The organism is Protofrankia sp. BMG5.30 (genome assembly GCF_001983005.1).
GTDB lineage: Bacteria > Actinomycetota > Actinomycetes > Frankiales > Frankiaceae > Protofrankia > Protofrankia coriariae.
In genome coordinates, this window is the sequence record NZ_MOME01000008.1 from 1 (window position 1) to 14,179 (window position 14,179).

The following is a 14,179-nucleotide window of genomic DNA, read 5'->3' on the forward strand; positions in this document are numbered from 1 at the left end:
CCCTGATGCGGCCCAGGACAACCTCGAACTGCGGGGAGTCCCCGCGCTGCCCGGCGGTGATCACGATGGACATGGGCTTTTGCCCCTGCTCGACGGCGAGGTGCAGCTTGGTGGTCAGGCCGCCGCGCGAGCGTCCGAGGCCGTGGTCGTCGGGCTCGACTGCGACACCGCCGGGCGGCTCCTTCTGCAGGTCCCCCTTTTCCTCGCTCCGGCGGCGTGCTGGTGGGCCCGGCAGACGGTGGAGTCGACGTTGAGGTCCCAGGTGATCAGGTCCTTGGCATCGGCCCGGGCCTGAAGTTCGGTGAAGATGCGCTGCCAGGTGCCGTTGCGCTGCCAGCGGCGGAACAGGTCGTACGCCCGGCCCCACGGCCCGTACTCGGCGGGCATGTCCCGCCACGGGATGCCGGTACGAACCCGGAACCGTATGCCGTCGATCAGCTGCCGCCGGGTCCATATCGGTGGCCGGCCGGGCTTCTTGCCCGTCGGCAACAGCAGCTCCAGCACGGCCCATTGCTCGTCCGTCAGATCTCCACGCGCCACGAATCAAGATCATCTCACRCCCAGGATCCACTTTCGACACAGGCCCTAGTGGGAGCGGAAGCTGTAGGTGGAAACCGCCGTCATCGCAGCGCTTTCCACCTACGGCTTCCGTGTCCGTAGGTGGTTTTCGTTGTCATGGTGACGTTTTCTGCCTACGGRCCAGGCACGCACCGCCGCCGGCTACGAGGGTGAGGCCGCAGCGAGTGGGACGTTCGGATAGGGGCGTCYGGTGGGGCATCGGGGTGGGGAAAGCGTGGGGAAACCGGTCGTGGGGATGAAGGCGCCGCGGAGCAGGGCGAACCCGACGCGGACCACCCGCGGGGTGGTGGATTGCTCGCGGGGTGAGGGTCACAGCGGCGTGGGGATGTCGCGGATGTGGTTGTGCGTTCAAGTAGTGTCCTGTGAGGCCGGTGGGTGCCCGGCACGAGCGATGATCGCGTGCCCTCCGGTCCGGGATCCCGGACCCGTGACGACCTCGACCATCAGGAGTCCTGACTTTCATGACCGTCACCGACGCCGCCACCAGCGCCTCCGCCGGCGCCGCCCTGGCGCTGGACGCCGCTGCCGCGGACCTGCTGTTCCACACGGCCCAGACAGCGAACACCTTCAGCGACGAACCAGTGTCCGACGAGCAGATCCGCGCCATCTACGACCTGGTCAAATGGGCGCCGACCAGCATGAACTCCCAGCCGTTGCGGATCGTTCTGGTCCGTTCGCCCGAGGCGCGGGAACGGCTGGTCGCGCACCTCAGCTCGGGTAACCAGGCGAAGACGCGGTCCGCGCCGCTGGCGGCCATCGTCGCTGCGGACGTCGACTTTCACGACAACCTGCCACAGGTCTTCCCGCATCTGCCGACGGCCAGGGACATCTTCGCCGAGCCGGCCTTCCGTGAGTACAGCGCGCGGTTCAACGCCGCCCTCCAGATCGGCTACTTCATTCTGGGTATCCGGGCCGCGGGGCTCGCGGCCGGCCCGATGACGGGGCTTGACGCCGACGCCATAGACAGGGAGTTCTTCGCCGACAAACCGCTGCGCACACTCGCGGTAATCAACATCGGCAGGCCGGGGGAGAACGCCTTCCGTCCCCGGCACCCCCGCCTGGACTACGACCAGGTCATCTCCGCTCTCTGACAGCCGCTTCCACCCGGCCGTCGCCTGTCGCCCGCCCACCCGCCGCTCCCCGTTCTCCGAACACCCGTCCGCGCAGCCTTCCCCCGGGCCACGCTCTGAAGGATGTGAATGCGGTGCTGCTGCAACAGCAGCGCATTCACATCCTTCACATCCTTGTGGGGCTGTCGCCGGCGTGAGCTTCGGCGGAGCCCGAGAAACGGTGACGGACAGCTGTGTTCGCGTGTTTTTGTGGGTTTCTGCTCGGTAGGGCTCCGGGGTGAAGGCGAGACGGGTCGACTGCGTGATCGTGCGGTTACGTGATGGCTGGATGGTGATCGCGTCCCGGGACGGCGGGCCGATTGGATCATGGCGGGCGGGCGGCAGTTGTCCCGTGCGTGTCCCGACCCGGGGCGGGGGTGTTACCGTGAAATCCCGTGGACCGGCCGGGTACGGGTGTCCGGCCGGCGCAACCCACGGAAGGGTCCCAGCGTGGCGCAGGCGCACGTGACCAGGCACATCTTCGTGACCGGAGGGGTCGCCTCCAGTCTCGGCAAGGGGCTCACCGCCTCCAGCCTCGGTCGTCTCCTCAAGGCTCGTGGCCTTCGGGTCACCATGCAGAAGCTCGACCCCTACCTCAACGTCGACCCCGGCACGATGAACCCGTTCCAGCACGGGGAGGTCTTCGTCACCGACGACGGCGCCGAGACCGACCTCGACATCGGCCACTACGAGCGGTTCCTGGACGTCGACCTCGACAGCAGCGCCAACGTCACCACCGGCCAGGTCTACTCGCAGGTGATCGCCCGCGAGCGCCGGGGTGGCTACCTCGGCCAGACGGTGCAGGTCGTCCCGCACATCACCGACGAGATCAAGGACCGGATCCGCAGGCTCGCCACCGACGCCTGGGACGTGGTCATCACCGAGGTGGGCGGCACCGTCGGCGACATCGAGTCGCTGCCCTACCTGGAGGCGATCCGCCAGGTCCGCCACGAGGTCGGACGGGACAACGTCCTGACCGTCCACGTCAGCCTGGTGCCCTATCTGGCGCCCTCCGGGGAGCTGAAGACCAAGCCCACGCAGCACTCGGTGGCGGCGCTGCGCAGCATCGGCCTGCAGCCGGACGCGCTGGTCTGCCGCTCCGACCGGCCGCTGCCGGCCGCGCTCAAAAGCAAGATCGCTCTGATGTGCGACGTGGACGACGAGGCCGTCGTCGGCGCGCCGGACGCGGCCTCGATCTACGACATCCCCAAGGTGCTGCACAGGGAAGGCCTCGACGCCTACGCGGTCCGCCGCCTGGGCCTGCCCTTCCGGGACGTCGACTGGACCGAGTGGGACACCCTGCTGCGCCGCGTCCACCGCCCGGCCAACCTGGTCACGGTGGCGATCGTCGGGAAATACGTCGATCTGCCCGACGCCTACCTGTCGGTCACCGAGGCGCTGCGGGCGGGCGGGTTCGCGGTGGACGCCCGGGTGGAGATCCGCTGGGTGCCCGCGGACACCTGCTCGTCCCCGCAGGCCACCGCGGTCGCCCTGGGTGGGGTGGACGGTGTGCTCGTGCCCGGCGGCTTCGGCATCCGCGGGATCGAAGGGAAGATCGAAGCGCTCCGGCACGCGCGGGCGAACGGGATCCCGGCCCTGGGCCTGTGTCTGGGCCTCCAGTGCATGGTCATCGAAGCGGCCCGCAACATGGCCGGGCTCACCGACGCGAACTCCACCGAGTTCGACCCGCAGACGCCGCATCCGGTGATCTCCACAATGGCCGACCAGCAGGCCGTGGTCGCCGGGGAGCGGGACATGGGCGGCACGATGCGCCTCGGGCTGTACGCGTGCACGCTCGCGCCCGGCACGGTCGCCCGGCGGGTGTACGGGGCCGCGGAGGTCGACGAACGCCACCGGCACCGCTACGAGGTCAACAACGACTACCGCGACCGGCTCACCGCGGCCGGGCTGGTGATTTCCGGGACGTCGCCGGACAGCCGGCTCGTCGAGGTCGTCGAACTGCCGGTGGAGGTCCATCCGTTCTACGTCGGCACCCAGGCGCATCCGGAGTTCCGCTCCCGGCCGACACGGGCCCACCCGCTGTTCCGCGCGCTGGCCGCGGCGGCGGTCACGCACGCCGAGCAACGCACCGGGGTGCTGCCAGTCGAACTGCCCGACGGCATCGCGGACGTGGACGGCCAGGAGATGGTGGACAGCCAGGGGATAGCTGGCGAGGTGCAGTGTGAGGAGCTGGTGCCGTCATGGCCACCCGCAACGTGACAACCAGTAACGCGGCCGGCCATGCGCCGGCCGGCGGTGCGACAGCCGGCGGGGTGGGGGAGCCCGACGCGCGGGGACCGGACGGGGCACGGGCGGACAGCGTGCCCGCGGCCGGGCCACAGACGGACAACACGCCCCCGGCCGAATCGTCCGCGGCGCCCACCAACGGGGTGCCTGTGGACGGGGGGCCCGCGGCTGGCGCGCCGGCCGCGGAGGCGGGTTACCGCTCCGACAGCGGGCACCGCTACGAGGTGGTGGAGTCCGATGTCGTCTTCACCGGGCGGATCATCCGGCTCCGCCGGGACATCGTGCGGATGCCGGACGGTGGGGTTTCCCAGCGTGACGTCATCATGCATCCCGGCGCGGTCGGTGTGGTCGCGTTGGACGAGTCCGGGCGGGTGGTGATGGTCAACCAGTACCGTCACCCGGTCCGCCGTCCCCTGTGGGAGCTGCCCGCCGGCATCCTCGACATCCCCGGGGAGCCGCTGGCGACCGCCGCCGCCCGTGAGCTTGCGGAGGAGGCCCATCTCACGGCCGCCCGCTGGGACCTGCTCGTCGACGTCCTGGCCTCGCCCGGGATGACCGACGAGGCGTATCGCGTCTTCCTCGCCCGTGAGCTGGCGGTGATCCCGCCGTCGCGGCGGCATGTCGGCGTCCACGAGGAGGCCGACATGCGGACGCGGCGGGTGGATCTCGACGAGGCGGTGGCCGACGTGCTGTCCGGGACGATCACCAACGCCATGGCCGTGATCGGCATTCTGGCGGCGGCGACGGCCCGCGCCGGCGGATTCACCTCCCTGCGCGCCGCGGACACCCCCTGGCCGGACCGTCCAACACCTGGAGCGCCTGTTTCATAACTATTCGTGTCTGTGCGGATGGTGCCCGCGCCGCCCGACCGGCGCTTCAGCGGCCGGCGAGCCGGGCCAGCCGTTGCCGGTGGGGACCTCAGCCGTTGCCGGTGAGGACGCTGCCGGCCTCGTCCACGACGACGGGGGCGTTCGCCGCGAGGACCACCGGGTCCAGCGGGAACGCCTGCCCGACACCGGGCACGGCGAACGTCCCCTGCCAGGTCACCGTGAGTGTGATCGTGTAGGTGCCGGGCTGGCGGTAGGGGTGCGACACGTAGGCGTCGGGATGCTCCCGGGGTGAGATCGCCGGGTCGAAGGGGCGGCCGGGGGAGTCCGGGCCGATCGCGCCGTCCCCGAAGTCCCACCGGTAGTGGGGGACCGCGGTGATCGTGGCGAGCACCGGCTGGTCGACGTTGAAGACGAAGGCCGGCGGGACCGGCGTGTACACCACCGTCGGCAGGTTGGCGAAGCTGCGCCCGCTCGGCGCGACGACGAGCGTGGGCTTGGGCAGCGCCTGTTCCCGCAGGTAGTTGGTGAGCGCTGCCTGCACCTGCGCGAGGGTCGGGGCGGCACCGGGTTGCGGGTCGCACAGCGCGTTCGTGTCGGCGGCCGCCTCCGGTGCGGTCGCCCACAGCAGTTCCTCGAAGTCGGTGGTCTCGTCACCGACGTTGCAGTAGTTCAGGGGGACGACGCAGTCCCCGCAGCCGCCGCCGGCCCGCCGGGCCGCGCCGGTCGCGGGCGTCCGGTGCAGCCGTCCGCCGACGAAGGTGTAGATGTATCCGCTGTCGGTGGCGCGGGTGTCGCAGTATCCCCACAGGGCCGTGCAGGCGCCGCCGGTCCGCCCGTCCGGTGCCGCGGCGGCGGGTGACACCACCGGCGGGAGCAGCCCGAGCAGGGACGCCGTGACGACAAGAAGCACGATCGCCAGCGGTCTGCCGGCACCTGCGCCATGGCCGTAGCTCTGGCCGGTGTCGTGCCGCCGGCGCGTCCAGCGCCCCCTGAGCCACCCGTGCCGGTCGCGGCCCAGCCGTCCCAGAAGGTTCCGGCCGCCGGCGTGACCGCGGCCCGGCTGGTCATGGCCGCCCGGTCCTTCCGGCCGCCCCGGCCGCCGCGACCTGGGGCGCGGATGCGCGTGCGGGGACGGGGCTGCCCGCGTCACGACGACCCCGTGGCGTACAGGACGTTCTGGATGCGCCAGCCCGCCGAGCTCAGCACCAGCGTCGCGGTGGCGGCGCGCGCCGGCTGGGCGGGATAGGTCCGGACGGTGTTGCCGGCGGCGTCGAGCAGCCGGACGGCTCTGATCGCCACGGTCGTCCGCGCGGTGGCGGCCCGATCCCCGAGCGGATCCATGACGACCGGGCCGACGGCGAGCGGATCCACGTCGGCGTGCCCGCCCTGGTCGTGGAAACCGCGGGTGACGCCGACGTCGAGCATGCACGTCTGGCATCCCGGCATGGCTGTCAGGCTCACGTCCGCCACCCGTCCCTCCCGACTGGCTGTGTTGATCTCCGTGAAGTACGCCTGCACCGTTGCCAGCGCCGTCCGGGTCGGGTCGGCGGCCGGCGGCCCGGACGGTGTGGCCACCACCTGCGACACGGACCCGACCGGGCGCGGATCGCCGGTGACCGGCCCGCTCGGCTGCCCCGTCGGGCCGAACGCCTGCGCCCTGGGCGGAGCCGGGGCACCCGTGGTGGCCGCACCACCGCCACAGCCGACTGCCAGTATGACGACGGCGGCGACCAGCAGATACCGGGCGTGTCGTGGCGGTCCACTGTCTGTCCGCATCAGATGTGAGGATAGCCGCAGTCCTCTACACGTACGGACAGGGGTTGGCAAATCGCCCCGAGAGGCGTGTCGTCCCAGGTAGTCGGGTGTGATCCGCGCGGTATGGGCGGACGCCGTCCGCCGGGCACCTACACTCACGTCGATGGCGAGCCACGCACATCGATGACGAGCGCAGGCGTAGGGATGGGTTGATGGCCGGCGAGTCCGTTGTCGCCTCTGGCGGTGACCGTGCTGTCCCTGGCGGTGACCGGCGCCCGCCTGCCGTGGCCGCGGCCCACCGGGCCCGCGCGGCGGGCATGGCCCGTGCGGCCTACCCGGCCTACCCGGCCTACCCGGCGGCCCGCACGGTACGCACGTGAGCATGCCGGCTGACCCGGAACCGGAACCGGAACCCGTGGCCGGGGACCCGGCCGTCGTGGTCGAGCGCTTCCTCGACCATCTGGCGGGCGAGCGTGGGCTCGCGCGCAACTCGGTCCTCGCCTACCGGCGTGACCTGCGCCGTTACCTGGAGCACCTGAGCCTGCGCGGGGTGCGCTCCCTGGCCGACGTGGACGAGTCCGAGGTGGCCGAGTTCGCGGCGACCCTCCGGGAGGGGGCCGGCGAGCACCCGCCGCTGGCGGCGTCGTCGGTGGCGCGGATGCTCGTCTCGGTCCGGTCGCTGCATCGCTTCGCGGCGCGGGAGGGCGAGGTCACCTCGGACGTCTCCCGGCCGGTACGCCCGCCGACCCCGCCGCGCCGGCTGCCCAGGGCGCTTACCGTCGACCAGGTGGTGGCCGTTCTGCGCGCCGCGTCCACGTCCGCCGCCGGCGGTCCCGGCGGCGATCCCGCCGAGGGGAGCCGACAGCTGCGGGCGGTCGCGCTGCTGGAACTGCTCTACGGGACCGGCGCGCGCATCTCCGAAGCCGTCGGCCTCGATATCGACGACCTGGACCTGGACGCGGCGTCGGTGCGGCTGCTTGGCAAGGGCGGCCGGGCCCGGGTCGTCCCGCTCGGCCGGTACGCCGGCGAGGCGCTGGCCGCCTACCTGGTCCGGGCGCGTCCGGTGCTGGCGAGCCGGCGGGCGTCCCCGGCGGTCTTCCTGTCCCGGCGGGGGACCAGGCTGTCGCGGCAGAGCGCCTGGACGGTGCTGCGGACCGCGGCCGTGGCGGCCGGCGTGGAGGGCGTGTCACCGCACGTACTGCGGCACTCCTTCGCGACCCACCTGCTCGACGGCGGGGCCGATGTGCGGGTCGTCCAGGAGCTGCTGGGCCACGCGTCGGTGAGTACCACCCAGATCTACACGCTGGTCACGGTGGACCGGCTGCGCGAGGTGTACGCGACGTCGCATCCCCGGGCGCTGGGCACCAGCAGGCCGGCCCAGGGCTGACACGCTCCCGCGCACGCCCGCTGGCCTGCCCGCGGTGGAATGGCCGGCCGTCGGGTGGGGTCACCGCATGGTGGGAACCCACCCGCCTGTCGGGCTGTCCTGCCGGCCGTCCGCCGGRCTGTCGCGGGCCTCAGGACGGGGTGTACGGCCCCAGGCTCGGCATGCCGTTGGACGGGGCCGGCGTGGGTACCCCTCCGACGCCTCCGACACCTCCGACGCCCTGCGTGCTGCGCTCGGCGAGCGTCTCGCCGACCTTGCGCGCGATCGCCTCCATCAGGCGCAGTGCCTGCGGCAGCGACAGGTTGAGCACCACTTCGCTGTCGTTCGTCATCGCGAAGCGAACCGATACGTCCGCCATTGCTCGACCTCTCCCACCTGGTTCTGTGGATCTCGCAGCTGTTCGTGGAATGGAACRGTACGACCCGTCCTCGAACGGCGTGCGGCCGGGGTTGTCCAACGTTCCATGGATGTCACGCAACGCAATGTCTTGATCGCGAAGTGTTGTAAGCACGGAATTGTTTCCGTTGTTCACCTTCCGCCGCTCCTCTGTCCGATCGGTACGGCCGCGTCTGTTGAGAAGACTCCCGCCCCCCGGCGTCCGCCAGCGTCCTACGGGGCGATCAACGCCCGTAGCTGTCACGTTGTTCAGGCATAGTCCCGCATTCGCTCCCGGGTCGGGTGACCGGGGGTGCCCGTGGGTGAACCCAACCGTATGGATACACTCCGAGTCGGCCAGAAGCGTTCAGGGTGGCAGGATCGGGGGCGGCGGCCAGGGCGGGCCGCCCGGAGCGGGCCGGCCAGCGCCGGTCCAGATGATGTTGACGCTTCGGCGTTTCGGGGCCGCTCCTTCGGAGCCGGCATCCTCGACTGGYGGCGGATGTGCATGATCGTTCCGTCGGCGATCAGAATGCCCTGTGGACGGGTCATACGGCAGGATGTGGCTCATGGGCTCTCCTGGTGATCTACCTGACGTCTCGTTGCTGACGATCTCCATCCTCGGCGGGACCGGGCCGCAGGGTCGCGGACTCGGCCGCCGTCTCGCCATCGCCGGCAACCGGGTCGTGCTGGGCTCGCGTTCCGCCGAACGCGCCGGGGAGGCCGCCGCGAAGCTGGGCGCGGCCGGCTGGGCCGTCACTGGCGCGGACAACGCCACCGCCGCCGCCGCCGGCGACATCGTGATCGTCGCCGTGCCCTGGGACGGCCACGGCGAGTTGCTCACCGGCCTGCGCGCCGAGCTCGCCGGCAAGATCGTCGTTGACTGCGTCAACCCGCTCGGCTTCGACAGGGGCAGCGCGTTCGTGCTCCCCGTACCCGAGGGCAGCGCGGCACAGCAGGCCGCGGCGCTGCTGCCGGAGAGCACCGTGGTGGCCGCGTTCCACCATGTCAGCGCGGTGCTGCTGGAGGACGAGACGGTCAACGAGATCGACACCGACGTTCTCGTCCTGGGTGACGACCGGCAGGCCACCGACACCGTCATAGCGCTGGCGGGCAGGATCGCCGGCATCCGCGGGATCTACGCGGGCAAGCTGCGTAACGCGGCCTCCGTCGAGGGGCTGACCGCGAACCTGATCTCGGTGAACAGACGCTACAAATCCCACGCGGGGCTACGCGTGACAGACGTTCAGTGACATCGGGTAACGGCAGATAGTAACAAATTGTGACAGGCATTCCGTGGCAAATGTTTCATCAGGTGTTTCACCACGGACGTCCGGTCCAGCCGGCGTAGGTGGCAATCGACCGGGGTAGGTGGCGACGGTGACGGTGACGGCGGCGAGCGGCCGGGATGATCCCGGCATCGACGATCTCGGTAACGGGGTGGCGGTGCCCCGACGGGTGACCCGCGTGGTCTCGCTCGTCCCGAGCCTGACCGAAGCCATCGCGCACACCGCGCCCGGCCTGCTGGTCGGGGCGACGGCCTGGTGCTCCCGCCCGGTCGACCTCGACGTGGCCCGCGTACGCGGGACGAAGAACCCGGACATCACCACGATCGTCTCCCTCGCCCCGGACGTGGTCTGCGCCAACGCCGAGGAGAACCGGGATGTCGATCTCGACCAGCTCCGAGCGGCCGGCATCCCGGTGTGGGTGAYGGCACCGGCCACCGTGGACGCCGCCCTGGTCAGCCTCGAGCGGATGCTGCGTGACGCCTGCCGCCTCGACCGGCCGGACTGGCTGACCGCCGCCCGCGCGACCTGGGCGGCCCCGTATCGCGGGCCGCGGCGCAGCGCGCTGGTCCCGGTGTGGCGCCGGCCCTGGATGGCGGTGGGGCGGGAGACGTTCACCGGTGACGTCCTGCGCCGGCTCGGGATCGACAACGTGCTCGCCGACCATTCGCAGCGTTATCCCCGGATCCGTCTGGACGAGGTGCCGCCCGTCGACCTGGTGGTGCTGCCCGACGAGCCGTATCCGTTCAGCCCTGCCGACGGCCCGGAGGCGTTCGGGGACACCCCGGTGGTGTGCGTCTCCGGCCGCCATCTGACCTGGTACGGACCGTCCCTGGTGTCGGCCCGCGCCGTCCTCGACGCCCAGCTCTCCCACCCGGTCACCGCCCCCGCCCGCACCTGACGCCCGCGCCGCCGTCGCCGCCGGACTGCGATGGCCAGGTCGATCGTCCCACCCACACCCGTGTCGGGACTGTCGACACGGATCTCCCCGCGGGTGTCCCTGTATTCCAGGGCCCACTCTTCCGAGCGATGCGAACGCGCTGCCGCTGTCACGGCATCGCGTTCGCGTCCTTCCGGCCGGTGGCCGGCAGTTCTCTGTACGCACCCATACGCATGCGCGACAGGCCGAACCGGGCAGGCAGCCTCAATGTGCTCCGAGAACGGAAGGGCGTGGCCGCCGCCACCACAGGCACGCGGACACGAAGAACATCGTCGATTTCGGCTAAGATGACATTGCTACCGCATGCTCGGCCCAAGTTTCGTCAAAATTTGACAGGATTCGGCTCGTAACAGCGCCAAGCAGCGACGTTAGGGCAGCCCATGTTGATACGTTTCGAAGTATCGAACTATCGTTCGATACTGGAGCCCGTGGAGCTGTCCATGGTCGCTGTGGATCGCGATCGCGTGGAAGCTCGCGAGGCGGCCTCGCTCGGGGAGAGCCTGCTCACGGTGGCGGCGCTCTACGGCCCCAACGCCTCCGGGAAGTCGAACATCGTCGCGGCGTTCACCTGGCTCCGGGACGCCGTGCAGCACTCGCTGCGCACCTGGGACGACGAGATCCCGGTCGAGCCGTTCGCGTTCGGGGAYGGCCCCGGCCGGCCCTCCGAGTTCATCGTCGAGCTGCTTGTCGACGGCATACGGTTCGAATACGTCCTCGAGGTGCACCGCCGGGCCGTTCACTACGAAGGTCTTTTTCATTATCCGGAGAAGAGGCGACGCCGCGTTTTTGAACGGGAAAGCGGCGAGCTGAAGCTCCAGCGGGGACTCGGCGGAATCGCCGGGACGCGCGAACTGATGACGGACCGCACATTGGTACTGACCGCGGCTCGTCGCTTCCGGGAGCCACTCGTCTCCAAATTCGCCGGGGAGCTTCTTCGTACGCTGGCCATGAGCCCCGGGCAGCGTCTTCCCGAAGTTATTGAGATGGCAGTACCATATCGTGCGCTACGGTCGACCGTCCGGTGGTTCGAGTATCTGTCGGAGAGTGATCAGGAGGCGCTTTTCGACGTCGCTTCCCCCGGAGCGCCACCGGGCCCGGACCGGGAGCAGGCACTGGCGTTACTCAGGATCGCGGATCTTGGAATTGATGATGTTCTGATCGACGAAGGCGAGAAGACGCTACAGCGTTCGGCAGAAACCGGTGCCAGCCGTCCACCGAAACGGGTACGACTCGTCCATCGGGCCGCGACGGAAAAAGTTCCACTCGATTTCCGGGCCGAGTCCGAGGGCACCCGCACCTGGTTCAGGCTCATCGGCCCGGTGCTGACCGCGCTGCGAAGCGGATCCCTGCTGTTGCTCGACGAACTGGACGCGAGCCTGCACCCGACACTGTCCGCTCAGCTGCTCGGGCTCTTCCACAACCCGGCGACGAATCCGCGCGGCGCGCAACTCGTCTTCACCGCGCACGACACCAGCCTACTGAACCATCTCAATCGTGAYGAGGTGTGGCTGACGGAGAAGTCCGACAGCGGGGCGACACGGCTCGGCGCGCTTGCCGAGTTCGCCGGTGAGCGGGTGCGGAGATCTCAGAACCTTGAGCGTGCCTACCTGCACGGACGTTTCGGCGCGCTGCCCGACGTGGATCAGGCCGAACTGCTGCGCGCGCTCGGCCTGATCGGCTGACGGCGGTGGCGACGAGGCCGAGGGCGCCGAAGCCGCTGAAGCGGCGGACCGCGGCCCGCCCGGAGCTGCGGACAATCGTAGTGTTCTGCGAGGAAAAAATTCGGAGCCGGACTACATAAAAGGCATCAAGAAGCTTCCGGAAGTCGCTCGGAGGACTTCCGTCCGCATCGAGATCGATGCCGGCCAGGGAGTGCCGCTCACCCTGGTCAGACGAGCCGTCGAACGGAAGAAGGACCCGGAGGTCGACGAGTGCTGGTGCGTGTTCGACGTCGAATGGCCCAAGAACCATCCGAACCTCACGGAGGCTGTCGACCTCGCCCGTGCGCACGACATCGGGCTGGCGGTTTCCAACCCCTGTTTCGAGCTGTGGCTCATCCTGCACCACCAGGACTACAACAGGTCTGCCGACACCGCCGCGGTCGAACGTAAGAGTCGGTTACTCGACGGCAGACCGGGGAAGAGCATCGACGCGGAGTTGTACATACCACGCCGGAAGGACGCCGCGCGACGGGCGCTGGCGCTGGCGACCAGACATGAGAAGAACGGAACGGTGTTTCCTCGGGACAATCCTTCGTCCTCGATGCCCGCTCTCCTCACCGCGCTCGAGGCGTAGGCTCCGCGCCGGGCTCTTTCCCGAGCATACGGCTGTCGCGAGCGAATACCTTCCGCTCGCGACACGTCCCTGATCAGTTCTGAAGGATGCGAACGCGGTGCCGTGATGGCGGCAGCGGATTCACATCCTTCAGGTGAACGTCGTCAGCGGGGCCGTTGGTGGTGGKTGGAGGGCGCCGGTATGGCCGGCCGTGGCCGTACCGCTGGGCAGGTCCGGTGGTGGCGGCCCGCCCGGCGGCGCCGGAGCTGGTCAGCGGCGGCGGGTGTGCTCAGCGGTAGCTGTGTTCGTCAGTGGTAGCTGTGTTCGACGGTGGGGAAGGTGCCGCCGCGGACCTCCTCGGTGAAGCGCAGCGCCGCGTCGGCGAGGGTGGAGCGCAGATCGGCATAGTGCTTGACGAACCGGGCGTGCGCGTCGGAAAGGCCGGCCATGTCCTGCCAGACCAGAACCTGCGCGTCGCAGTCCGGGCCGGYTCCGATACCGACGACCGGGATGGTCAGTTCCTTGCTCACCCGGGCGGCGAGATCGGACGGGACCACCTCGAGCACGACGGCGAACGCCCCGGCCGCCTCCAGCGCGAGCGCGTCGGCGAGCAGGGCGTCACCGGCGTTGCCGCGGCCCTGCACCCGGTAGCCGCCGAGGACGTTCACGCTCTGCGGGGTCAGCCCGAGGTGGGCCATGACCGGGATACCGGCCGCCACCAGCGCGGCGACCTGCGGGACCACCCGGGCGCCCCCTTCGAGCTTGACCGCCTTGGCGCCGCCGTCCTTCATGAAACGTGCCGCGTTGTCGATCGCCTGCTCCACCGACCTCTGGTACGAGCCGAAGGGCAGGTCCGCGACGACCAGTGCGTGGGTGGTTCCGCGGACGACCGCGCGCACCAGCGGCAGCATCTCCTCCACCGTTACCGGCACGGTGGTCTCGTAGCCGTAGACGACGTTGGCCGCCGAGTCGCCGACGAGCAGCACCGGCACGCCCACGTCGTCGAAGATGCGGGCGGTGGTCGCGTCGTAGGCGGTGAGCATCGCCCACTTCTCCCCGCGGTCCTTGGCCGCCTGGAGTTCCCGGACGGTGGTCCGGCCGCGGCGGGCCGCGCCGCCACGGGCCGCGGCCGCGGGTCCTGATCCTGCCGCCGGGGTGCCCGGTGCCGTCGACGCGCCGTACAGCGTCGTCGCTTCCCCGGCCGCGGCGGCGGGCGAGGCGGAACAGACTTCTGCCGTCCTGTTCATACGATCTCCTGTTGGTCCGTCCGGGCGCTGGCGCGTCCCGGCGTCCCCTCCATGCTGCCACCGCCGTGGAAACAGATGCGTCGTGGCCTGGCTCACCGTAGGCTTCGATCTTGGATGCGGGGGCGCCACCTGACGGTCGGGACACAACTT

The 14,179-nt window shown here is 70.4% G+C and carries 13 protein-coding genes and 1 pseudogene; 9 read left to right on the top strand and 5 right to left on the bottom strand.

What is annotated here, in order from left to right; genetic code table 11:
- A pseudogene (locus BL254_RS03610) lies at positions 1–540 on the bottom strand (IS5 family transposase); the annotation flags it as partial.
- A 500-nt stretch (positions 541–1,040) separates the two neighbouring features.
- Here BL254_RS03610 and BL254_RS03615 point away from each other — a divergent pair.
- From BL254_RS03615 to BL254_RS25670, 3 genes are all read left to right on the top strand, one after another.
- A complete protein-coding gene (locus tag BL254_RS03615) occupies positions 1,041–1,670 on the top strand; it encodes a malonic semialdehyde reductase (protein ID WP_047224713.1) in 630 nt (209 codons plus the stop codon).
- Between the two features lie 468 nt (positions 1,671–2,138).
- Positions 2,139–3,908 carry a CTP synthase gene (locus tag BL254_RS03620; RefSeq protein WP_047224714.1) on the top strand — a complete coding sequence of 590 codons (1,770 nt, stop codon included), beginning with the start codon at positions 2,139–2,141 and terminating at the stop codon, positions 3,906–3,908.
- A gap of 251 nt (positions 3,909–4,159) precedes the next feature.
- A complete protein-coding gene (locus BL254_RS25670) occupies positions 4,160–4,765 on the top strand; it encodes an NUDIX domain-containing protein (protein ID WP_235433785.1) in 606 nt (201 codons plus the stop codon).
- Between the two features lie 88 nt (positions 4,766–4,853).
- Here the strand turns inward: BL254_RS25670 and BL254_RS28110 are convergent, their stop codons facing one another.
- Together BL254_RS28110 and BL254_RS28115 are read right to left on the bottom strand one after the other, a co-directional pair.
- Positions 4,854–5,675 (bottom strand): PKD domain-containing protein, encoded by an 822-nt coding sequence (locus BL254_RS28110; RefSeq protein ID WP_235433780.1) that lies wholly within the window; start codon positions 5,673–5,675, stop codon positions 4,854–4,856.
- A 236-nt stretch (positions 5,676–5,911) separates the two neighbouring features.
- Positions 5,912–6,541: a hypothetical protein gene (locus tag BL254_RS28115; protein WP_047224715.1), complete on the bottom strand. Its 630-nt coding sequence runs from the start codon at positions 6,539–6,541 to the stop codon at positions 5,912–5,914.
- Between the two features lie 191 nt (positions 6,542–6,732).
- On the opposite strand from BL254_RS28115, the gene BL254_RS26795 reads away from it, so the two are divergent.
- Both BL254_RS26795 and BL254_RS03640 read left to right on the top strand, forming a co-directional pair.
- Entirely contained in the window at positions 6,733–6,900 is a 168-nt protein-coding gene (locus tag BL254_RS26795) for a hypothetical protein (RefSeq protein WP_157180606.1), read from the top strand.
- Positions 6,901–6,902: 2 nt separating this feature from the next.
- Positions 6,903–7,907 (top strand): site-specific tyrosine recombinase XerD, encoded by a 1,005-nt coding sequence (locus BL254_RS03640; RefSeq protein ID WP_076842523.1) that lies wholly within the window; start codon positions 6,903–6,905, stop codon positions 7,905–7,907.
- A gap of 130 nt (positions 7,908–8,037) precedes the next feature.
- Here BL254_RS03640 and BL254_RS03645 read toward each other — a convergent pair whose 3' ends face one another.
- Entirely contained in the window at positions 8,038–8,265 is a 228-nt protein-coding gene (locus BL254_RS03645; protein WP_047224716.1) for a hypothetical protein, read from the bottom strand.
- Positions 8,266–8,851: 586 nt separating this feature from the next.
- Here BL254_RS03645 and npdG point away from each other — a divergent pair.
- The 4 genes from npdG (at position 8,852) to BL254_RS03665 (ending at position 12,803) form a co-directional block, all read left to right on the top strand.
- Positions 8,852–9,535 (top strand): NADPH-dependent F420 reductase, encoded by a 684-nt coding sequence (gene npdG / locus BL254_RS03650; protein WP_047224727.1) that lies wholly within the window; start codon positions 8,852–8,854, stop codon positions 9,533–9,535.
- Between the two features lie 133 nt (positions 9,536–9,668).
- On the top strand, positions 9,669–10,469 hold the full coding sequence (locus BL254_RS03655) for a helical backbone metal receptor (protein WP_076842633.1): 801 nt from the start codon (positions 9,669–9,671) through the stop codon (positions 10,467–10,469).
- A gap of 479 nt (positions 10,470–10,948) precedes the next feature.
- Entirely contained in the window at positions 10,949–12,190 is a 1,242-nt protein-coding gene (locus tag BL254_RS03660; RefSeq protein ID WP_235433782.1) for an ATP/GTP-binding protein, read from the top strand.
- A gap of 124 nt (positions 12,191–12,314) precedes the next feature.
- Entirely contained in the window at positions 12,315–12,803 is a 489-nt protein-coding gene (locus BL254_RS03665; protein WP_235433786.1) for an RloB family protein, read from the top strand.
- A gap of 287 nt (positions 12,804–13,090) precedes the next feature.
- Here BL254_RS03665 and panB read toward each other — a convergent pair whose 3' ends face one another.
- On the bottom strand, positions 13,091–14,029 hold the full coding sequence (panB, locus tag BL254_RS03670; protein WP_076842524.1) for a 3-methyl-2-oxobutanoate hydroxymethyltransferase: 939 nt from the start codon (positions 14,027–14,029) through the stop codon (positions 13,091–13,093).
- Positions 14,030–14,179 lie beyond the last annotated feature (150 nt).

What these genes read in the sequence shown, in the direction of transcription:
- BL254_RS03615 (WP_047224713.1), top strand. Translation starts at nt 1,041, where the DNA reads ATGACCGTCACCGACGCCGCCACCAGCGCCTCCGCCGGCGCCGCCCTG.
- BL254_RS28115 (WP_047224715.1), bottom strand. Translation starts at nt 6,541, where the DNA reads ATGCGGACAGACAGTGGACCGCCACGACACGCCCGGTATCTGCTGGTC.
- BL254_RS26795 (WP_157180606.1), top strand. Translation starts at nt 6,733, where the DNA reads ATGGCCGGCGAGTCCGTTGTCGCCTCTGGCGGTGACCGTGCTGTCCCT.
- BL254_RS03640 (WP_076842523.1), top strand. Translation starts at nt 6,903, where the DNA reads ATGCCGGCTGACCCGGAACCGGAACCGGAACCCGTGGCCGGGGACCCG.
- BL254_RS03645 (WP_047224716.1), bottom strand. Translation starts at nt 8,265, where the DNA reads ATGGCGGACGTATCGGTTCGCTTCGCGATGACGAACGACAGCGAAGTG.
- npdG (WP_047224727.1), top strand. Translation starts at nt 8,852, where the DNA reads ATGGGCTCTCCTGGTGATCTACCTGACGTCTCGTTGCTGACGATCTCC.